Origin of the sequence: Paenibacillus sp. PK4536 (assembly GCF_028594455.2) — a bacterium.
GTDB classification, from domain to species: Bacteria; Bacillota; Bacilli; order Paenibacillales; family Paenibacillaceae; genus Saccharibacillus; species Saccharibacillus nuruki.
In genome coordinates this window covers 2656967-2678129 of record NZ_CP126313.1, presented here as the reverse complement: position 1 = coordinate 2678129, position 21163 = coordinate 2656967, and the positions used below count along the sequence as shown (strand labels likewise).

The 21163-nt window shown below is 40.1% G+C and carries 17 protein-coding genes; 1 reads left to right on the top strand and 16 read right to left on the bottom strand.

Annotated features, from left to right (window positions below; translation table 11 throughout):
• Positions 1-19: 19 nt before the first annotated feature.
• The 7 genes from PO903_RS12020 to leuB all read right to left on the bottom strand — a co-directional run bounded on the left by PO903_RS12020 (position 20) and on the right by leuB (position 7220).
• Complete coding sequence (locus tag PO903_RS12020) at positions 20-991, bottom strand: aldolase catalytic domain-containing protein (protein ID WP_069327267.1); 972 nt, start codon at positions 989-991, stop codon at positions 20-22.
• A 113-nt stretch (positions 992-1104) separates the two neighbouring features.
• Positions 1105-2439, bottom strand: a complete 1335-nt coding sequence (locus tag PO903_RS12015) for a hypothetical protein (RefSeq protein ID WP_273593530.1) — start codon at positions 2437-2439, stop codon at positions 1105-1107.
• The gene (locus tag PO903_RS12010; RefSeq protein ID WP_273593529.1) at positions 2436-3599 is read right to left on the bottom strand and encodes a DUF58 domain-containing protein; all 1164 of its coding nucleotides are present in this window, start codon (positions 3597-3599) and stop codon (positions 2436-2438) included. Before PO903_RS12010 ends, PO903_RS12015 begins: the two co-directional genes overlap by 4 nt.
• Positions 3600-4598: an AAA family ATPase gene (locus PO903_RS12005; RefSeq protein WP_273593528.1), complete on the bottom strand. Its 999-nt coding sequence runs from the start codon at positions 4596-4598 to the stop codon at positions 3600-3602. It lies immediately after the preceding gene.
• Between the two features lie 126 nt (positions 4599-4724).
• Complete coding sequence (locus PO903_RS12000) at positions 4725-5129, bottom strand: hypothetical protein (RefSeq protein WP_137222228.1); 405 nt, start codon at positions 5127-5129, stop codon at positions 4725-4727.
• A gap of 182 nt (positions 5130-5311) precedes the next feature.
• Positions 5312-5860, bottom strand: a complete 549-nt coding sequence (locus PO903_RS11995; protein ID WP_069327262.1) for a peroxiredoxin — start codon at positions 5858-5860, stop codon at positions 5312-5314.
• 265 nt (positions 5861-6125) lie between these two features.
• The gene (leuB, locus tag PO903_RS11990; protein WP_273593527.1) at positions 6126-7220 is read right to left on the bottom strand and encodes a 3-isopropylmalate dehydrogenase; all 1095 of its coding nucleotides are present in this window, start codon (positions 7218-7220) and stop codon (positions 6126-6128) included.
• 377 nt (positions 7221-7597) lie between these two features.
• Between leuB and PO903_RS11985 the strand changes: the two genes are divergently transcribed.
• On the top strand, positions 7598-8578 hold the full coding sequence (locus PO903_RS11985) for an aldo/keto reductase (RefSeq protein WP_069327260.1): 981 nt from the start codon (positions 7598-7600) through the stop codon (positions 8576-8578).
• A gap of 297 nt (positions 8579-8875) precedes the next feature.
• On the opposite strand, the gene PO903_RS11980 is transcribed toward PO903_RS11985, so the two are convergent.
• The 9 genes from PO903_RS11980 to PO903_RS11940 all read right to left on the bottom strand — a co-directional run bounded on the left by PO903_RS11980 (position 8876) and on the right by PO903_RS11940 (position 21020).
• Entirely contained in the window at positions 8876-9955 is a 1080-nt protein-coding gene (locus PO903_RS11980; RefSeq protein ID WP_273593526.1) for a hypothetical protein, read from the bottom strand.
• 191 nt (positions 9956-10146) lie between these two features.
• Positions 10147-11691: a 2-isopropylmalate synthase gene (locus tag PO903_RS11975; protein WP_069327258.1), complete on the bottom strand. Its 1545-nt coding sequence runs from the start codon at positions 11689-11691 to the stop codon at positions 10147-10149.
• Between the two features lie 146 nt (positions 11692-11837).
• Complete coding sequence (gene ilvC / locus PO903_RS11970) at positions 11838-12830, bottom strand: ketol-acid reductoisomerase (RefSeq protein WP_069327257.1); 993 nt, start codon at positions 12828-12830, stop codon at positions 11838-11840.
• A gap of 172 nt (positions 12831-13002) precedes the next feature.
• A complete protein-coding gene (gene ilvN, locus PO903_RS11965) occupies positions 13003-13491 on the bottom strand; it encodes an acetolactate synthase small subunit (RefSeq protein ID WP_069327256.1) in 489 nt (162 codons plus the stop codon).
• Positions 13488-15236: a biosynthetic-type acetolactate synthase large subunit gene (gene ilvB / locus PO903_RS11960; RefSeq protein ID WP_069327255.1), complete on the bottom strand. Its 1749-nt coding sequence runs from the start codon at positions 15234-15236 to the stop codon at positions 13488-13490. The genes ilvN and ilvB overlap by 4 nt, the downstream gene beginning before the upstream one ends.
• 970 nt (positions 15237-16206) lie before the next feature.
• Positions 16207-17169 carry an ABC transporter permease gene (locus PO903_RS11955; RefSeq protein ID WP_069327254.1) on the bottom strand — a complete coding sequence of 321 codons (963 nt, stop codon included), beginning with the start codon at positions 17167-17169 and terminating at the stop codon, positions 16207-16209.
• A complete protein-coding gene (locus PO903_RS11950; protein ID WP_069327253.1) occupies positions 17169-18248 on the bottom strand; it encodes an ABC transporter permease in 1080 nt (359 codons plus the stop codon). Before PO903_RS11950 ends, PO903_RS11955 begins: the two co-directional genes overlap by 1 nt.
• A complete protein-coding gene (locus PO903_RS11945; RefSeq protein ID WP_273593525.1) occupies positions 18241-19779 on the bottom strand; it encodes an ABC transporter ATP-binding protein in 1539 nt (512 codons plus the stop codon). Before PO903_RS11945 ends, PO903_RS11950 begins: the two co-directional genes overlap by 8 nt.
• Positions 19780-19982: 203 nt before the next feature.
• Positions 19983-21020, bottom strand: a complete 1038-nt coding sequence (locus PO903_RS11940; protein ID WP_137222218.1) for a BMP family lipoprotein — start codon at positions 21018-21020, stop codon at positions 19983-19985.
• Between the last annotated feature and the right edge of the window lie 143 nt (positions 21021-21163).

Genomic DNA, 21163 nt, shown 5'->3' with positions numbered 1-21163 from the left:
TATGCCTTTTTAGCTAGTTTTACTTATTGCCTTTAGAAGAATCAAAGCTTACTTCTGGAGTCGTCAACTTATCGTAGAAATCAACAGAATTGTCTTTGTCATCTGAAGCACGAAGTGCCATTGCAGAACGTGGATGCTCATCCAATGATCCTGTGATCATATAAGGAATGATATAGCCCCACTCTTCTTTTTCACGCAAAGCAATCATATGCTTGTCGATCATTTCTAAGACTGGACGCAATGTATACTTGGTATTTTTTAAATGAGTCACTAGCAATTCAGTCGGACAGTTACCTGCTGCACGTCCCATACCGTATACAGAAGCATCTAGTAATTCAACGCCATGTTCTGCTGCTACAAGAGTGTTAGAGAACGCCATTTGCATATTGTTATGGGTATGTACACCCAGACGTTTGTTAGGCAAGTTGGTTTTGAATTTATCTACCAAGTAAAGCATGTCTTTATAATCTAGACTGCCGTAGCTATCTACAATATAAACAACATCAACTACACTTTCGTTGATCAATTCAAAAGCTTCTAGCAATTCATTTTCCATTACATTAGACAAAGCCATAATATTGATTGTTGTCTCATATCCGCGATCATGGAACGTCTGTACCAATTGAAGAGCTTTGTCTACATCTTTGATATAACAAGCTACACGGATCAGATCTAACATACTTTCTTCACGTGGCAAAATATCTTCTTCAGCTACACGACCGATATCTACAAGCGCAGATAATTTAGTTGTTCCTTTTTGAGGAATAACCGTACGCAAGAAATCGTCGTCTAGAAAGCGCCACGGACCTGCTGCTTCTGCACCTTTAAGTAGTTTGGGAGAGTTTTTGTAACCAATCTCCATATATTCTATACCTGCTTCGTTCAGACCTTTATACAAATCCTGTACAAATTCTACGCTGAAATCCCAGTTATTCACCAGACCTCCATCACGAATCGTACAGTCTACAATTTTGCTTGGATTAAGTTTCATTGTTAATCTCCTTTCAACCTTTTCATTCTCTCCATGATACTGTAAGCATCCTTTAAAAGTAAAGAATTTTCTAACACGCTTTAAAGCTTCACATGAATAAATTCATTAAATATTCAACCTTTTTTCTCCCAGACTTTCAGTTCTTCGGCATCTATAGACTTAGCGCCATAACGAATCTGATTGTACCAACGAATCAATACAGATATACGCTGTTCAGAATCCATCGATGTCTCTTTTTTATTTAAATGAATCATTTTGCGTCCAAGTATAGTCGGTGTATCGCCTTGATGTTGATCTAGACCATGTTTGAGTCCACGACGAATCAATTTTTCATAATGATAACGAACTCGCTCAGCAGGATCGTCCGGTACTTTTCTTTTCAAAGGAATGCGGAAAGACGATGGTTTGGAGTGAATCTTCTCTGTCTGATCTACATATCCAGCAGATGGTTCCTCAGCCGGTAAAGGAATAGCACTTTCGATCCCCAGAATACGCAATAACCATCGCCAGAGTGGTGGGCCATACTTACGAATTAGACGATATATAAATAGCCCTACGCCAATCATAAAAGCGGCTAACGCAGCAATCATAATGATCTGAGCGATTCGTTCAATCCAAGCAGGGTCCAGAATAGATGGGCTTTGCTCAGGTAGATCCATTGGTGGTAACAAAGGTGGCGGGTTCATCGGCTCAATCATTTGACTAGGTATAACTGTTTCATTGGATTGAAAAAGAGAAAGTATCTTCTGCCACAACCAGCTCAGCATCATAGATAATTGTGTACTGCCTCCAATAATAGCAATGACTCCTATTAAGATCCATGTCCAGCGCCGACTTCGACGGATAACCAACTGTAATGCTGCGATTGGAAATCCATCTTCCCATACCGAATAGTTAATCTGGCGTGCACCACACCGCATAAGAATAGCAAATAAATGAATCATACCTGCGATATAAATAGAAAAGTGCGCAGATGACAGATCACCTGCTGAACCTGTAATCACATAAAATATCCATGCTACGATCAGCAAGATCAATTGTAATGTTAATGGAAATAACCGATCCCAATCGCCCATCACTAGCATATTGCCCCGGAATAATCCGACGACTAATAGACTTATGCTGGCTATCCATATAGATGTCCAACTGACATGATCCAGCATCATCCAACATACCAAGGCTCCTATAATGATCCATACTACAAACCAGCTTATCGTTTTCCATTGGACAGCAGATCGTCTGACAGCGATACGTAATGTCATACCTAGCCCCCCTGCACATAGAAGCCACAATGCCCATAAAACAGGTTGACCAGTATGAAATAAATATCCATCTAGCAGAACAAGAATAGGAAAGCATGCCGCTACTTCTGCCAGCATATAAGCAAGAGGTTGCCAGTGACTAGAGATCGAATAACCTACTGCTTTGGAAGAATCCTGAGTTGTCATCCGCTCACCTTCCTGCTTGGTTTATCGTATACACTCTGATTCCAGTGGGACTTCTTCAACTGCTCTATATCAGGTACATTCAAAATACTAACTGTTGACCCCGCCTGCTCTAATATCGTAATCGCCTGCTTGATCGGTTGAGATACATGCGGAGTGACGATTAAAATATCCATTTTGTGGATAGGTTCATTTTCCTGACTGGATTGGGGTACAAAAGATTGCAAAAATTCATGAAATGGCTGTCTGCTTTTTAATTGTACTTCTGCCATACATTGAAGTAATGCAGATAATTGTTCACTGCCATAAGCAGGTAGAATCCGGGCATCTTGCTCATCTTCTGTCGCTATAATCGCATTGTGTCCAAATCCTGCTTTCATTCCTTTACCAATGAGATCAGCAGCAATCGTTGCACAACAACTCAGACCGTACTCTGCTACCATCGGTTCTGTTACGACTCTCCACATCTGTTCATTGATTTCAATATTGAATAGAATCATGACTTCTGGATCAGCACTATACCCTTGACGATACACTTGTAACTGACCTGTACGTGCTGTCGCTTTCCAGTGAATCTGATTCATCGGATCACCTGAACTGTATTCTCGCACTCCTGTAATCAAAAAAGGATCTTCATTTGTCCAGCGTCTCACTTCGACTTCTCCTTGCCAGCTTCGATAAGCTTCTGGCATGTCATCTATCGCTGTATAAGCAGGATAGACAGTCATACGGGTCTCAATACGTAGTGGACGATTGGCACGAGCAAGTCCAAATACATCGCCGGCACTCATTAAAGCGCTATCCATATGAAAAACACCACGTTGTCGGCAAGTAATCTGATGTGTGCGTGTAATACGTGTCTGCGCAGATAAGCTAAACAGACTGGTATGATTCTGGTATAGCGTGCCTTCACTGATCGCCGTCTCTGCTTGATGTCCAAATTGGAACCCCGCAGGTAAAATCGATTCTAATCGGAGCCAGGGTACAGGAATACGGCGCTTATTCTGAATAATCTCAATCATCTCAATATCATCGCCCACATGACAGTGACTTCGAGATAATTTGCGTTCATAGTCAATCTGCCTAAGAGATCGTCTGCCTAGGACTAGAGCTTGAAGCAATACAACGACTCCAGCAATCAGAAGTAGCCAGAAAAACTCCATTTACTTCACTCTACTTTCCAGATTAGCTTCAGTCGGTACAACTTCAGTGTCCAAAATCGATTGAATCAATACATGTGCTTTATTTTTATCATTTTGATGTCTATTTTTGAATACGAGACGATGAGACAATACCGGCGAAGCCATTGTCTGAATATCATCAGGCAATACATAATCTCTACCTTGTATAGCCGCATAGGCTTGAGCAGCTCGCAGTAAGGCTTGTGTTGCCCGCGGACTGGCACCTAGAGCAATCTCTTGATGCTCACGGGTTGCTTCTGCAATACGAACAATATAGATTAACAGGTCATGGTGAATAGTCACTGCCTGACATTGCTCTCTGGCTTCAATAATTTGCTCACGACTGACTTGTTCGAAAGTAGTCGTTTCACCCGATTCTATAGCTACTTCTTTGTTCACTAATGAAGATGATGCTGTTCGACGCAAAATCTCAACACCTTCTTCTGCTGAAGGATAACCCATCGACATTTTCAACATAAATCGATCCATCTGTGCTTCGGGTAATGGAAACGTTCCTTGATTATCGACCGGATTCTGAGTGGCAATCACCATAAAAGGATGTTCTAGTTTCATTGTCTCTCCATCGACACTAATCTGCTGTTCTTCCATACATTCCAGTAGACTGGATTGAGTACGTGGTGTTGCACGATTGATCTCATCCGCCAGTACAATATTGGCAAATAAAGGCCCTGCTCGAAACGTGAATTCGCTTTCTTTTTGATTGAAAAAGTGAATTCCTGTAAGATCAGAAGGCAACAAATCCGGTGTAAACTGAATCCGCTGAAAATGACAACTCATCGCTGACGCTAGTGTTTTGGCAAGCATTGTTTTACCTGTGCCTGGAACATCTTCCATCAATACATGACCGGAAGCAAATAAAGCCGTGAGTAGCAATTGAATCTCATGATCTTTCCCTACGATCACTTTACCTACTTGTTGTTGAAGTCGATTCGCTAAATGTTGAACTGTATATGTATCCATCGTATTGATCTTCCTTTCTCTACTTATCTCGTTTTATCATACCTTGATTTGGATGAAATGCAAAAAAGAGAAGCTTGATATCGCTTCTCCTTTTTAATATATTCAATTATGGCTTACATTTATAACTTACTTGTGTTGAAGACGAGAGCGACGTAGACTCATGACAGCAAGGCGTCTTTTCAGATCACGTTCCCATTTTTCATCATTGATCTTTTTGGCTACAGCAAGCAAATCCAGCCCCATATCGATCTGACTTTGAACCATAGTCATAGGATCATCTTCTTCCATATTCACGCAGTTCTCGAACATGGTCGCTTCATCTTCCATAACATAGTCCTGAAAATCGATCTCAGGTGTACCGTCTCCATGCGCATACTCAGCCAAAATCTCATATTCACTTTCTACTTTGTAGTGAACTTCAACACGCTCACATACAGGACATACGAGTAGGGGAACATTATGAACCTGGGTTCGAAAATGTTTTAACGTCCCTTTCGTACCTATCATACTGCCGCCACAGCAAAAGCTCATGTTGCTCACCCTCCATACATTATTCTATGATTTTCAACCTTACCCCAATATCATCAAAATAATTGATTGTGAATGATTATTAACCAGCTTGTGTCCATTCTACACTTTTTTGGGAGAAGACAAAACCCCCCCATTCGTAGAATATACGAATGAAGGGGCAAAATAGATTACTTTTTCTTATATTAAGAAGTAACTAAAGTTTTTTGTCCTGGTTTCCAGTTCATAGGGCATAGTCCACCGGATTGTAGAGCTTGCAATACGCGAAGAGTTTCTTCTACGCTACGGCCTACATCGTTATGGTTAACTACTTCATATTTCAATTCGCCTTCTGGATCGATGATGAATAGACCGCGAAGTGCTACGCCTTCTTCTTCGATCAATACGCCATAATCAGAAGCAACTTTTTTCGTAATATCGGAAGCCAATGGGAAGTTCAATTGACCTAGACCATTGTTTTCTGGAGCAGTGCTAATCCAAGCTTTGTGACTGTGAATAGAGTCAGTACTTACACCAACAATTTCAGTATCCAATGCTCTGAATTCTTCTGCTGCATCACTAAGTGCAGTGATTTCTGTAGGGCATACAAAAGTGAAATCTAGTGGATAGAAGAAAAATACCAACCATTTACCTTTGTAATCGGACAATTGAACGCGTCCAAAATCTTTACCGTCACCAGAAACGGTCTCCATGTTAAAATCTGGTGCTTGTTTACCTACTAAACGATCTGCCATAATCCAGTATTCCTCCTTTTATATAAGAAAAGCTAACAAACACTTTTCTTTCCTATCATTATCATAACTCTAAAACGCTATGACAAGAATGTTATCATCGACCCAAATCAAAGTCAAGATTAGAAGAGATACTTTATTATAATAATTCTAAATAAGGATTTTTTCGTACAATTTAATGTCTTCTGGCTCTAGCGAAGAGAGCTTTATTCACACTTTGATCACATTTTGCAACTTCATTCTGCTTATACAAATCATAAAAGGTAGATTATGCTTTTTGCATGGCTGCTACGATCAAATCACCCATTTGTGAAGTGGATAATGCCTTGCTCTTATCAACAGCAATATCAGCTGTACGATGACCTTCATCTAATACTTTAGCTACTGCTGCTTCAATAGCATCTGCTGCTTCTGCATAATTAAAGGTTAGACGGAACATCAACGCTACAGACAAAATAGTTGCAATCGGATTTGCTAATCCTTGTCCTGCGATATCAGGTGCTGATCCGTGTACCGGCTCATACAATCCAAAGCTACCTGCATCTGTGCTATCTCCCATAGACGCAGAAGCTAACATTCCGATCGATCCTGTCAACATAGCTGCTTCATCACTCAAAATATCACCAAACATATTTTCAGTTACGATCACATCAAAACTAGATGGACGACGAAGCAATTGCATCGCACAGTTATCAACCAATACGTGCTCTAGTTCTACATCTGGATAGTCAGGAGCAATCCGGTTAACTGTCTCACGCCATAGACGAGACGTTTCAAGTACATTGGCTTTATCTACAGAAGCTAGTTTCTTACGACGTTTTTGAGCAATTTCAAAAGCTTGACGTGTGATCCGTTCAATCTCAGTTACATTATATACACATGTATCTACAGCTTCTTCCCCATGCTCACCTTGTCTTCTTAGCTTCTCTCCAAAATAAATACCGCCTGTTAATTCACGAACAACCATCAAGTCTGTTCCTTCAAGCACTTCTGGCCTAAGTGTAGATGCTTCTTTCAGACAATCGAATACAACCGCTGGACGTAAGTTAGAAAATAGTCCCAAAGCTTTGCGAATACCTAGAAGACCTGTTTCTGGACGAAGTTCTTTAGAGTTGTTATCCCATTTCGGTCCACCGACAGCTCCAAGCAATACAGCGTCTGCGCTTTTACAAATCGCTAGTGTTTCTTCTGGAAGCGGTGTTCCTTTTTCATCTATTGCGATTCCGCCAAATAAAGCATGTTCCGTTTCAAAAGAATATCCGTATAGTTCTTCTGCTTTTTTTAATACTTTTTCAGCTTCTGCTACAACTTCTGGTCCGATACCATCACCGGCAATTACTGCGATTTTTTTTACGTCTGTCATATTAGAAGTCTCCTTTTATGTTGAGTTCGTTCATTTCACCTATACACAGTTTTATCATACATGTCAGGTCTTAGCCAAGATATACAAACTATGACCTTCATAGGCAAATCCTATAAGCTTCTTTTCATAGATAGATTGATAGATTTTACTACGGCATAAATCGATATCAAATGATCTGTAATTAGATGGATAAGCTATCTGACAAACCATTGATATACTCATCTTCACTTCCGTATTATTATATGCTATAGCAACATAGGAATTTGTACCAAATATTGGATAAGGAAATTTGCTGTTCACAGATACAAGGTCTAAAATAATACAAGAGCGCATTTGGTTATGCAGTTCAATATTTTAAAAACAGAGGAGTGCATATTATGGATTATTCATATCTTGGTAAGTCAGGGTTAAAGGTCAGCCGTATTTGTTTGGGCACGATGAATTTTGGACCTGTTACAGATGAGAAAGAATCATTCCGAATTATGGACGCTGCTCTTGATGCAGGCATCAACTTTTTTGATACTGCCAATGTATACGGATTTAAAGTAGGTGTTGGAACAACAGAAGAGATTATCGGACGTTGGTTCAAACAAGGCGGTAATCGTCGTGAGAAAGTGGTGTTAGCTACTAAAGTATATGGCACAATGCATAAAGATTTAGATGGCCCTAATAGCGATGGTGGATTATCAGCTTACAAAATTCGTCGTCATCTTGAAGGTTCTCTCAAACGCTTACAAACCGATCATGTTGAATTGTATCAAATGCACCATATTGATACCAATGTAAGTTGGGATGAATTATGGGGTGCATTCGAAGTCGCTGTTCAACAAGGTAAAATCGGTTATGTCGGTTCAAGTAACTTTGCAGCATGGCATATTGCAATCGCTCAAAAAGCTGCTGAAAACCGTAATTTCTTAGGTTTAATTTCAGAGCAACATAAATATAGTCTATTATGTCGTCAACCTGAATTGGAAGTTCTTCCTGCTGCTCATGCGCTTGGATTAGGCGTTATTCCTTGGAGTCCACTCGATGGCGGACTATTGGGACGTAATGCACTACAAAAAATCGAAGGTTCACGCAGTGGGGGAGATGCCAAAAGAGTGGATCAACATAAAGAACAACTAGAGCAATACGCTGAACTATGTAAAGAACTGGGCGAGCCTCAAGATGTGGTCGCTTTAGCATGGGTTCTTGCTAATCCAGCAGTAACAGCTCCAATCATTGGACCACGTACAGCAGAACAGTTTGAAAGTTCTTTACGTATTATCGATGTGAAGCTAGATGAAGCTACAATGACTCGTTTGGATGAAATTTTCCCGGGTCCAGGTGGAGCAGCTCCTAAAGCATACGCTTGGTAAATCTTGCTTTTCAACATAAAGTAATTGTTTTTAATATACATGTATGATGATATACAGGCAGTAATAACAACTACTCTCTCAAACTAGATCATCCTAATATGAATGCAATTATTTCTTTTGGATGATTTAGATGATGCAGAAAATCATCATTGTGTAGACAGTTATTCGGTAAATCATTATTTTGATCAAAAAAAAGCTCTTCCTAAGTGTCTGCAAAGACAAAGGAAGAGCTTTTTTGTTACTATTCATACGAATCTATCGGATGACTCTCATACACCATTTTGGACTTGATATGTTTTATAATGTTTCTACCAAAATACCTAGCGGTGTAGACGAAGCGCCTGCAATCATCAGAGCAAACGTATATTTACTATTTCCGGGAGGAGCATTAACCGTATAGACAGGACATGCTTGTGTGTTGGTACGCATTAAAGGTACACCGTAAGTCTGCCCATCTTTACGAACAGCACCACCATAACTACCACCACGTGGATTTAGTGAAATTTTGATTGTACGTGCTTGTGAAGACGGGTTATTTACAGGAACAGTGACATTGTATACAGCTCCGAATTGAGCACGATTATCAAGAGAAGTAGGTAATTCACTATTAACCGCTGTAAATAGTTGATCCGCAGGCAATGTTCCATCTTTTTTCAACTTGGTAGCCGTTGGATAAATAACACGTGCTGATCCTACTGTATATACAGGTGTGATCGCATTGGTTTCTGAGAAATTCCAACTGCCACGCGGATGCGCTTGTGGTGCAAGCGGTAACGGAGCTGACTTAATTAATGTCAGATCATAGGCTGTATCACGCGAAGCGACTGTACGTACTTCGTAACTGATCTGCCCGCTATCTGTACTTTCAACCGTAAAGTCATACATAAATCCAAGCAATTTACCCGGTGGTACAATAAAGCTTTCGATTAAGCCTGATTGCAACTGTTTAATCAATGGATTTTCAGCAGTACGTTGATCTGCTGTTCCTCCAAGTGTCGCTCTTGAAATACAAGTACCAATATCACTGATCCAATTTACATCATCTCCACCAACTCGATACTCACGAGCAATCGATGTGATTCGAAGAGCACCATGATTTGCTTTATTTTCAAGCGTAATACCCACTTTAACTGGATCTTTAAGCACATTGTAATGCCATGCAAAAATACGATGTTGTACTGTTTTGTTATTCGTCTGCACAACATCATGCCATAATGTACCATGACGTACAGGAAAATTGGCTTCACTCAATGTCTCAGGATTATCACTTACCATTAAACGGCGAGTGCCTCCCTTGGTTGCAGAAGCAATATCATACTGAACAATTCCGGCGGTATCTACTACTTCGATAGGCAAGTCTTTACCTTGACAAGTCATACTGTATTCCTCCTCTGATTGAATATGATTTGAACTGGGCGACTGACTACATTTCTACTTCTCACTCTACTTCTGCTAAATAAATAACCACACTGTCATTTACAACAGTGTGGTTAAAAGGTCTTTCATTATATAAAGTAAAAAATAACAGTCTTTTTACAACCTAAATGATTATTTTTTGTAAATCTTTTTTAGATCATCGAAATATTATCACGTCTACCGTATGTTTTACGCTTTTCGACAAGACGATTCAAAGAGTCTACATAAGCACGTGCGCTGGCTTCTAGAATATCTGTACTCACGCCACGACCTTGCGCAGTAATACCATCTTGAGTAAGTGCTACATGAACTTCACCCAGTGCATCTTTACCTTGTGTTACCCCTTTGATCGAGTAATCTGCTAGCTTCACTTCTTCTTGTGAAGCTTTATCAATAGCGTTGTAGATCGAATCCACAGAACCGTTACCGCTAGATTCTTCTTCACGTACTTCACCATCGGATGTCGACAAACGGATCTTCGCTGTTGGAGAACCTTCACTATCAAAGGAAACAAACAACGAATCCAATTGGAACAATTCAGGTGCATCTGCAAGACGTTCTTCTAACAAGGCGAATAGATCATCATCCGAGATTTCTTTTTTCTTATCTGCCAAAATTTTAAATTTAGCAAATGCTTCATTCAATGCTTCTTCTTCCAAGTTATAACCGAGTTCAATCAAATGTTCACGGAATGCATGACGACCTGAGTGTTTACCCATCACTAACTTGGTTGCTTTAAAGCCTATCGTTTCTGGACTCATAATTTCATAGGTTGTTTTCTCTTTCAACATACCATCTTGATGAATACCAGATTCATGGGCAAATGCATTAGCTCCAACAATAGCTTTGTTCCCCGGGACGACCATACCTGTCAATTTGCTCACCAAACGACTTGTACGTGCGATTTCCGAAAGGGTCAAGCTTGTTTTGGCATTAAAGAAATCCTGACGTGTTTCCAGTGCCATCGCTACTTCTTCTAACGATGTATTACCGGCACGTTCACCAATTCCATTAATTGTACCTTCAATCTGATCTGCACCATTCAAAATTGCGGCTAATGCATTCGCTGTTGCCATGCCTAGATCATCATGACAGTGAGCGCTCAATTGTACTTTTTCGATATTAGGTACATTTTCTTTCAAATGTTTGAAAATATTGCCGTATTCATAAGGTGTCAAAAAGCCGACCGTATCTGGAATATTGACCACGTAAGCGCCTTCTTCGACCGCCATCGTTACCATTTCCACCATAAAGTCATACTCTGTACGTCCTGCATCTTCCAATGAAAATTCCACTTTGTCAAAATACTGACGTGCATAGCGAATAGCTGAACGTGCTGTATCTTTAACCTGTTCTTTTTCCATACGAAGCTTATACTGACGGTGAATCGGTGAAGTCGCCAAGAACAGATGTAGGCACGGATCTTGCGCACCTTTCAGTGCCTCGCGTACCGCATCGATATCTTGTTCTCTAGCTCGTGACAGACCAATGATACTTGCATTTTTAACTGCACGTGCTACAGCATTAACCGCTGCCAAATCTCCAGGCGATGCTGCCGGGAATCCAGCTTCTATCCGATCGACACCCAACTTTTCGAGTTGATAAGCAATCTCTACTTTCTCGCGAGTATTCAAGTTCACTCCCGGCGATTGTTCTCCATCTCTCAATGTGGTATCAAAAATATAAATTTTGCGCATCATCGCACCTCCTTGTTTTTTTGAAAAAAATACCGGTATGCAGTAAGGCATATATATTCCTATTCCCTACTACATACCGGTCTTTACTCTACTTTTTACTTCAATACAACCGTCATAGACAGTCTAACGTTATAGATTAAAATTCTTTATTTTTTGATCCAGTGCATCATACCGCGAAGTTCTTTACCTACTACTTCTAGTTGGTGCTCGGATTCGTTACGACGAGTCGCTGTCAAGAATGCACGACCGGATTGGTTTTCAAGCATAAAGTCACGAGCAAATTTACCTTGTTGGATATCAGACAATACTTCTTTCATTGCTTTTTTCGTATCTTCAGTAACAATACGAGGACCTGTTACATAGTCACCATATTCTGCTGTGTTACTGATGGAATCACGCATTGTGGACAAGCCACCTTCATACATCAAGTCAACGATCAATTTCAATTCATGCAGACACTCGAAGTATGCCATTTCAGGAGCATAACCCGCTTCTGTCAATGTTTCAAATCCAGCTTTAACCAATGCACTTACGCCACCACATAATACTGCTTGCTCACCGAACAAATCAGTTTCTGTTTCTTCACGGAATGAAGTTTCGATAACGCCTGCACGTGTACAACCGATACCTTTAGCATAAGCTAGACCGATTTCTTTAGCAGAACCTGTAGCATCTTGATGAATAGCGATTAGGCCAGGTACTCCAAATCCTTCTTCATATGTACGACGTACCATGTGTCCTGGAGATTTAGGAGCGATTAGCAATACATCGTTACCTTCTGGAGCTATGATTTGTCCAAAGTGAACATTGAATCCGTGAGCAAATAGTAATGCAGCATCAGGTTTCAAGTTTGCTTCGATGTCGCTTTTGTATACACTTGCTTGTGTTTCATCAGGCATCAAAATTTGTACAAGGTCTGCACGTTTTGTTGCTTCTGCTACAGATAGTACTTCAAAACCATCATTTTTTGCTTTGTCAAAAGATTTACCTTCACGAAGACCAATAACTACAGACAATCCGCTATCACGTAAGTTTTGTGCGTGAGCATGTCCTTGACTTCCGTATCCGATAATTGCGATTGTTTTACCTTTCAATACGTTCAATTCTGCATCATTTTCGTAGTAAGTTGTTATAGCCATTTTTTTCTTCCTCCTCTAATGTATGAAGCTGGTTTTCGGTATAGACCGATAGTACATAGTACGCAACCCTCTGACAAGAGCGGGTATTTCAAAAGACAACCCTATCCAAATTATATTTTATCTAGCAGTTATCTTTTCAAATTACCCGCTCTTGCCGGAAAAAATAAATCTTTTATACGTTACCGCGTATCATCGCTGTCGCGCCTGTGCGGGAAAGTTCACGAATACCATAAGGCTTCAGTAATTCAAGCATAGCATCAATTTTATGCGTATCCCCTACAACTTGAACCATAAGGCTATTTGGACCGATATCGACAACAGATGCACGGAACGTTTCAACAACACCCATAATTTCTGGACGTTCTGCTGGCTCTGATTTTACTTTAATCAATGCCAGTTCTCTTGTAACCATTGGTTTTGAGCTAAGGTCAATAACTTTAATAACATCGATAATTTTGTATAGTTGCTTTTCAATCTGTTCTAGTGTTTTCTCGCCGCCTGTAGTCACAATAACCATCCGTGACAAGCCCACTTCTTCCGATTGACCTACAGTGATACTTTCGATATTGAATCCCCGACGGCCAAAGAGTCCTGAGACTCTTTGAAGAACGCCGGGCTGATCATTTACTAAAACTGCGATAGTATGCTTCATGATATTCATTCTTCATCCCCCATTAACATTTGATCAATGGTAGATCCCTGAGTAACCATTGGATACACGTTCTCATGTTTGTTGACTACAAACTCAACAACGACAGGACCCGGTGTATCCATAGCTTCTTTCCAAGCTGCTTGTGCTTCTTCTTTATTCGTAGCCCGTAGACCTTTTACGCCATATGCTTCTGCTAATTTTACAAAATCAGGGCTTCCTGCAAGATCGATATGACTGTAACGATTATCATAGATCAATTCTTGCCACTGACGAACCATACCCAATACCTGATTGTTCAAAATAACAATTTTGACTGGAATATTATTGATCGCGCAGATCGCTAATTCTTGTGAACACATCTGCATGCCACCATCACCGTTGATTGAAATAACCAGACGTTCTGGATTAGCCATCTGTGCACCAATTGCTGAAGGGAAACCAAAGCCCATTGTTCCAAGTCCACCCGAAGTTACCCATGAACGAGGTTGGTTAAAGCGATAATACTGTGCAGACCACATTTGATGCTGTCCTACATCGGTTGTTACGATCGCTTCACCATTCGTTGTATCATTTAACATTTCTACAACCCATTGCGGCTTCAACACTTCTTCTGAATCATCATAGCGGAAAGGTTTGTCTTTTTTCCAGCCTGCTACTTTTGCACGCCATTCATCTGCTTTTGCTGCATGAGGTACATTAACATTGAGCATTTCCAATACGGTTTTCACATCACCTACGATAGGAATATCAACGGCTACGTTTTTACCGATTTCAGCAGGATCAATATCGATATGAACAATTTTGGCATGTGGTGCAAATCCATCTAATTTACCTGTTACTCGATCATCGAAGCGTGCTCCGATATTAATCAGTAAGTCAGATTGTTGAATTGCATTATTAGCAGTATAAGTTCCGTGCATCCCGGGCATTCCGATCCATAGATCATTACCACTCGGGAATCCACCTAGACCTAGCAAAGTTGTAGTAATCGGGATACCTGTAGCTGTAATGAACTTGAACAATTCTTCATGTCCACCAGAGTAGACAACTCCACCACCTGCAAGAACCAATGGACGCTCTGCTTCAGTAATCGCTTGATGCAATTTATCCAATTGTAATTTGTTAGGCGTAACTCTTGGATTGTAACCACGCATAGCCACCGGTTCTGTATGTGGTTTGAATAATGCTTTTGCTGCCGATACATCTTTAGGGATATCGATCAATACTGGACCTTTACGACCTGTATTGGCAATATGGAAAGCTTCATGAATCACTCTTGGCAAGTCTTCTACATCACGTACAAGATAACTATGCTTAGTGATTGGCATTGTAATCCCTGTAATATCTGCTTCTTGGAAAGCATCCGTACCGATCAATGTAGTAGCTACGTTACCGGTAATCACAACCAATGGTGTTGAATCCATATACGCTGTTGCAATACCTGTTACCAGATTCGTTGCTCCTGGACCCGAAGTAGCGATACACACGCCAACTTTACCACTAGCACGAGCATAACCATCTGCTGCATGAATAGCACCTTGCTCATGACGTGTTAGTAAATGTTTGAAATCTTCAAATCCATGCATAGCATCATAAATATATAATACAGCTCCACCAGGATAGCCAAAGACACAATCTACACCTTCAAGTAGTAAGCTGCGAAGTAACATTTCCGAACCTGTAATCACTTCCGGTTTCATCCATTTCTCACGTAATTCTTCTGTTGACTGCACATTAGGTATTTTCGTGCTCATTAGTCATCCTCCTCCCAAAAATTCACATCAATCTTACATTGGCAAATGAACGATATCCCTTATGCTGCTTGGGATGAACAGTACAGATTTTCTGTTATAACTGGAAGAAAGACATCAAAAAAGCCTTTCGCCGCCTCAAACAGAAAAATCTGTTATTGAGGGACGAAAGGCTAAGCTTCCGTGGTACCACCCATATTTGCGCACAGCTTCACAGCATAAGTACGCCTCATAAAGTAAAGTAGATTAAGACTTTACTTGTCGTCTGTAACGTAGACCTTACGATTTTCCCTAATAATCATATGGGTAAGATACAAATCAATACGATTTATAACTATTGCATATGCCTTTCAGGAAAACAGCTCCGAGGTGAGCTCGTATATAAGGGATTCTGATGAAGCTTACACCAAATGCTTCACTCTCTGGACAAAAGAGCCCTTAAAACTTCGTCCTCTTCATTGCCGATACATAGTATTCAATGATTACTGCCGCTTACGCTTGTCAGCGACTCAAATGATTTAGGAATATTATATGATTCATTTTCGATAGAGTCAACACTTCTTTTTTGTCATTCTTTACAATCTGATTTTGACATATCATTTGTTACATACTTAAGAAAAGTAATTATAGCAAGCTTTATAGCATTCTCACAAAACCTATTATACTTAGTAACTAACTATGTATTATGTCACTTAAGAACAAACGTATTAAATAGTGTAAAAGAAATCTTTGTCTAATAAGCACTAAAAGTTGGAAAAAATGCTGTTTAGCTTGCTTGAGAGTTAGAATGCCTATGTATCTCCTTTTTCTTTTTCTGCTCCTTCAATCGCTCACAATGATCTATATAAAATTCAATCTTTTATTTTAAATATCTTTTATTGCATACAAGATAGAGATAAAAAAAGCCGAAGCTCGGAAAAATCCAAACTTCGACTTGATTCAATTATCTAAAAATAATCGTTTAGCGATCTTATTAACGTTTACTTGGATCATATGGCTGTCCGAGTGCAGAAGGCGCACTTGAACGTCCTACTGCTGCAACCAATACAATAATCGTTAATACGTATGGCAACATGTAGATTACTTCTTGCGGAATGCTTTGTGTCCAGGCAAATAGCTGTACATAGTTACGCACCGCTTGAGCAAGACCAAAGAATACAGCCGCTCCAAATGCTCCCCATGGATTCCATTTACCAAAGATCATCGCTGCAATCGCAATATAACCTTGCCCTGAAATCGTATTATGTGAAAATGTACCTGTGGTTGTGAGTGTAATTGTTGCTCCACCAATCCCAGCAAGCGCTCCACTCAGCATAACTCCGATATAACGTAACCGATTTACTTTGATCCCTACGGTATCTGCTGCACTTGGATGTTCCCCAACAGAACGTAGACGTAGACCAAATGGTGTTTTGTACAAAACAAAGTAAGTCACAATCACAGCAACTACTGCTAAATAAGTAGTAGGGTACGCATGGAAAAACACATCACCAATCAATGGAATCGTAGATAGATAAGGAATATTCACTTTATCAAATCCAGAGATCAATCCCGTTTCACCCGCACCATCAAATAACAATTTAACCATGTACAATGTACTACCTGCCGCTAAAAAGTTAATAACGATACCACTGATAACCTGATCAGCTTTGAATGTGATCGAAGCAACCGCATGGATAAGAGAAACTAAAATTCCAAATACCATCGCTGCCAACACACCGACACAAGCAGCACCGAAGCCGCTTAATCCTGCATCTTGAGCATAAAAACCTGCTACCCCCGCTGCAAATGCACCAAAAATCATCAAACCTTCTAACCCTAGATTGGTTACCCCAGATTTCTCTGAAAAGATACCGCCTAAAGATGTAAAGATAAGTGCTGTAGCAAAGACTAGCGTCGTATTAATAAGCTGTCCAATAATAGTCAACACGTCCATTACAACACCTTCTCTTTCTTACGTTTTGCATAAAAAGGTTTTAAGACCCAACGTACAATGCCTTGTGCTGCAATAAAGAAAATAATCGCTCCGATAACAATACGAACAATCTCTGGTGGAACATCAGCGCTAAAGCTCATACCTGCTGAACCATATGTTAAAGTACCAAACAAAATTGAACCTAGAATAATACCAAATGGATTATTCAAACCAATAAGAGCAACTGCAATTCCATCAAATCCAGTACCTGGCGAACTTGCCATCACCGATTGATATTGGAATACGCCCAATACTTCAAAAGAACCGGCAAGACCAGCAAACATACCACTGATAAACATCGCTTTTACAATATTACGATTCACGTTCATCCCTGCATATTTGGAAGCATCCTGGTTGAAACCAACAGCACGAAGTTCGTACCCTTGTTTTGTTTTCCACATAAATACATAGAAGAATACAGCAGCAGCCAAAGCAATGGCTGTTCCCCAGTGTACACGAGCATTACCCATCATTTCAGATAACCACATGATCGCAATCGATGCACTTGGTTGAATATCTTCAGAACGATTTTGCCCTTGTAACAACATAAAGTGATTAATCACAAAGTTGGCTAGATACAGACCGATCCAGTTCAACATGATACATGAGATAACTTCGTTTACTCCTCGAACCGCTTTGAGGAAACCAGCGATAGCCGCCCATAGCCCTCCGAAGATAGCTCCTGCGATAATCGCAAGCGGTGCATGAATATAAGCAGGAAGACCGTGTAATTGAACAGCAACCACTGTAGCAGCTGTCATTCCAATCAGAAACTGTCCTTCTCCGCCGATATTAAATAGCCCTGCGCGTGCTGCAAAAGCAAAAGCCATACCTGTCATAATCAAAGGCGTCATTTCACGAATAGCTTCACCAAAATCATACGGATCACCGTATACACGGGTCAGCAATGCAGAATAAGCATCAATCGGATTGTATCCACCAATCAACATTACAATCGCACCCAAAATGAGTCCCATAATAATCGCTACAATTGGTAATACAAACGAATCTTTGGTTATAGCTTTGAGAATATTATTCATGTGCTGCACCTCTCTTCGCGGTGCTTCCTGCCATCATCAAGCCTAATTCCTGATCATTGGTTTTCTCTGGTAGCACTTCGCCTACAATTTGTCCTTCATAAATAACAGCGATGCGATCAGATACATTAATAATTTCATCCAATTCAAAAGAGATCAATAATACAGCTTTACCTTGATCACGTTGTGCAATCAATTGTTGTTGAACAAATTCAATCGCACCTACGTCCAGACCACGAGTAGGCTGAGCAGCAATCATTAATGTAGGATTTTTATCAATTTCACGCGCAATAATAGCTTTCTGCTGATTACCACCGGATAGTGAACGCGCATGAGTAGCAATACTTGGTGTACGCACATCAAAGCGTTCAACTAAACGTGTAGCATGCTTATCAATCGCATCAAAGTTCAAAAATCCACCTTTGTTAAATGGAGGCTTATAGTACGTTTCCAGTACCATATTCTCACTTACAGAGAAATCGAGTACCAGACCATGTTTGTGACGATCTTCTGGAATATGAGATACGCCTGATTCTGTAATTTTACGAGGAGACATATTCGTAATGTCTTGACCTAATAATTTCACCGTACCACCATCCACATGTCTTAGACCAGTAAGTGCTTCAATCAGTTCACTTTGACCATTACCATCTACTCCAGCAATCCCTAGAATTTCTCCAGCTCTTACTTGTAGATTCAAGCCTTGTAATACCGCAGTACCTTCTTTGTTGTTAGAAACGATATTTGCCATTTCCAATACTACAGATCCAGGTTCAGCTGGCTTTTTGTCGACTTTGAACGTAACATTACGACCGACCATTTTCTCAGCTAATTCTTGTGGAGTCGTTTCTGACTTTTTGACAGTGTCGACTACTTTACCACGACGAATAATCGTTACATTGTCGGCAATTTGCATAATTTCTTTAAGCTTATGTGTAATCAGAATAATTGATTTGCCTTCAGCCACAAGACGCTTCATAATCTCCATTAATTCTGAAATTTCTTGAGGGGTCAAAACGGCTGTGGGTTCATCGAAAATCAAAATTTCTGCACCACGATATAATGTTTTCAGTATTTCTACCCGTTGCTGCATACCTACTGAAATATCATGGATTTTGGCATTTGGATTAACTTGTAGACCATATTGTTCGGAAAGCTGGCGAATCTCTTCGGTCGCTTTTTTATAATTGATTCGGGTTCCTTTTTTCGGTTCTGAACCCAGAATGATATTCTCAGTAACTGTAAATGGTTGAACGAGTTTGAAGTGCTGATGCACCATACCAATCCCGAGCTCAATCGCTCTGTTAGGACTGTCAATGATCACAGGTTCTCCATTAACTTCGATACTACCTTCTTCAGGCTGATATAAACCAAATACAACATTCATCAATGTTGATTTACCTGCACCATTTTCACCTAACAGAGCATGAATTTCTCCCTTGTGCAGCTTAAAACTAATAGAATCATTGGCAATAATACCAGGAAAGACTTTTGTTATTTGTTTCAACTCTACCACAGGGGTTGCTGCACCCATGAGATCACCCTTATAAGCGTATTGATTGGCATAGACGTATGATTAACAGTCTATTACCGAAAGCTAAAAACATCGTATTTTCCCAAACGACAATCAACATTATACTAAGCCATCCGGCTGTAAACGTGACAACAAGGCTAGTATCTGTTAACCAGCCTTGTTGTTTGTTATTTATTTAAGAACATTCCATCATGAAAAAGAAATTACTCGCTAGGAACAGTCAATTCGCCGCTAACAATTTTAGCTTTGTATTCATCAGCCAATTTGATTACATCAGCAGGAACGTTTTTGGAAGAAGTATCTGCTAAGCCTACGCCATCCTCTTTAAGTCCCAATACTTCTGTACCACCAGCAAATGTACCGTCTACGACTTCTTTAGATACTTTCTCTACAGCAACGTCTACACGTTTAACCATAGAAGTCAAAGTCACTTTATCACCGAATTCTAGTGATTGGTCTTTATCTACACCGATAACCCATGCTGTTTGACCAGAGTTAGAACGGGAAGCTGCTTCATTAAATACGCCTGTACCTGTACCACCAGCAGCATGGAAAATGATATCCGCGCCATCGTTGTACATTGTAGCTGCTGCTGCTTTACCTAGATCAGGCTTATCAAATGCACCTGTGTAGTTTACAAGCAATTCAGCATCAGGGTTTACTGCTTTAATACCTGCTTTAAAACCAACTTCGAATTTTTTGATCAATGGACTATCTACCCCACCGACAAATCCGATTTTGTTGGATTTTGTCATTTTACCTGCTACAACACCTACTAAGAAGGAACCTTCGTTTTCAGAGAATGTTACAGATTTAACGTTAGGAGCATCAACTACACTATCAATAATAGCTAATTTTGCATCTGGATTTTGTTTAGCTACAGTAGCAATACCATCTGCTAAGCTAAAACCAATTCCCCAAGTTAAGCTGTAATCGCCTTTTACAAATTGATTCAAGTTAGGAATATAATCCTGATCGGATTTACTTTGCAGATATTTCACTTCTGCTCCGCTTTCAGTTTTTACTTTTTCAAGAGCTTCCCAAGCAGATTGGTTAAATGATTTATCATTTACGCCACCTACGTCAGTTACCATACCAATTTTAACATCGCTTTTTGCTGCTCCGCCTGTAGCATCGCCACTCCCTGCGTTGTCAGTACTGTTGCTTTTGTTCCCACAAGCTGCTAGTACCAATGAAAATGCTAGCAACATAATGAGTGAAAGTTTGTACGCCTTCTTCATGAATCTTTTTCCCCCTTAGAAGTATAAGCTATGATCTGCTGCCTCTCTGTCTGGATACGAACATTTTTACCCTTATCGAGCTCAATATTCGTTATAGGTGCAGATTTAACAGTCGATGAACAAATTATACAATCAAGTGGTAA

Bases quoted from the DNA above. Each gene is read 5' to 3' on its own strand.
- PO903_RS11940 (WP_137222218.1), bottom strand. From the start codon at position 21,020: ATGAAGAAGGCGTACAAACTTTCACTCATTATGTTGCTAGCATTTTCA.
- ilvC (WP_069327257.1), bottom strand. From the start codon at position 12,830: ATGGCTATAACAACTTACTACGAAAATGATGCAGAATTGAACGTATTG.
- ilvN (WP_069327256.1), bottom strand. From the start codon at position 13,491: ATGAATATCATGAAGCATACTATCGCAGTTTTAGTAAATGATCAGCCC.
- PO903_RS11985 (WP_069327260.1), top strand. From the start codon at position 7,598: ATGGATTATTCATATCTTGGTAAGTCAGGGTTAAAGGTCAGCCGTATT.
- leuB (WP_273593527.1), bottom strand. From the start codon at position 7,220: ATGACAGACGTAAAAAAAATCGCAGTAATTGCCGGTGATGGTATCGGA.
- PO903_RS11980 (WP_273593526.1), bottom strand. From the start codon at position 9,955: ATGACTTGTCAAGGTAAAGACTTGCCTATCGAAGTAGTAGATACCGCC.
- PO903_RS12000 (WP_137222228.1), bottom strand. From the start codon at position 5,129: ATGAGCTTTTGCTGTGGCGGCAGTATGATAGGTACGAAAGGGACGTTA.
- PO903_RS11955 (WP_069327254.1), bottom strand. From the start codon at position 17,169: ATGGACGTGTTGACTATTATTGGACAGCTTATTAATACGACGCTAGTC.
- PO903_RS12010 (WP_273593529.1), bottom strand. From the start codon at position 3,599: ATGGAGTTTTTCTGGCTACTTCTGATTGCTGGAGTCGTTGTATTGCTT.
- PO903_RS11975 (WP_069327258.1), bottom strand. From the start codon at position 11,691: ATGCGCAAAATTTATATTTTTGATACCACATTGAGAGATGGAGAACAA.
- PO903_RS12020 (WP_069327267.1), bottom strand. From the start codon at position 991: ATGAAACTTAATCCAAGCAAAATTGTAGACTGTACGATTCGTGATGGA.
- PO903_RS11995 (WP_069327262.1), bottom strand. From the start codon at position 5,860: ATGGCAGATCGTTTAGTAGGTAAACAAGCACCAGATTTTAACATGGAG.
- PO903_RS12015 (WP_273593530.1), bottom strand. From the start codon at position 2,439: ATGACAACTCAGGATTCTTCCAAAGCAGTAGGTTATTCGATCTCTAGT.
- PO903_RS11945 (WP_273593525.1), bottom strand. From the start codon at position 19,779: ATGGGTGCAGCAACCCCTGTGGTAGAGTTGAAACAAATAACAAAAGTC.
- PO903_RS12005 (WP_273593528.1), bottom strand. From the start codon at position 4,598: ATGGATACATATACAGTTCAACATTTAGCGAATCGACTTCAACAACAA.
- PO903_RS11950 (WP_069327253.1), bottom strand. From the start codon at position 18,248: ATGAATAATATTCTCAAAGCTATAACCAAAGATTCGTTTGTATTACCA.
- ilvB (WP_069327255.1), bottom strand. From the start codon at position 15,236: ATGAGCACGAAAATACCTAATGTGCAGTCAACAGAAGAATTACGTGAG.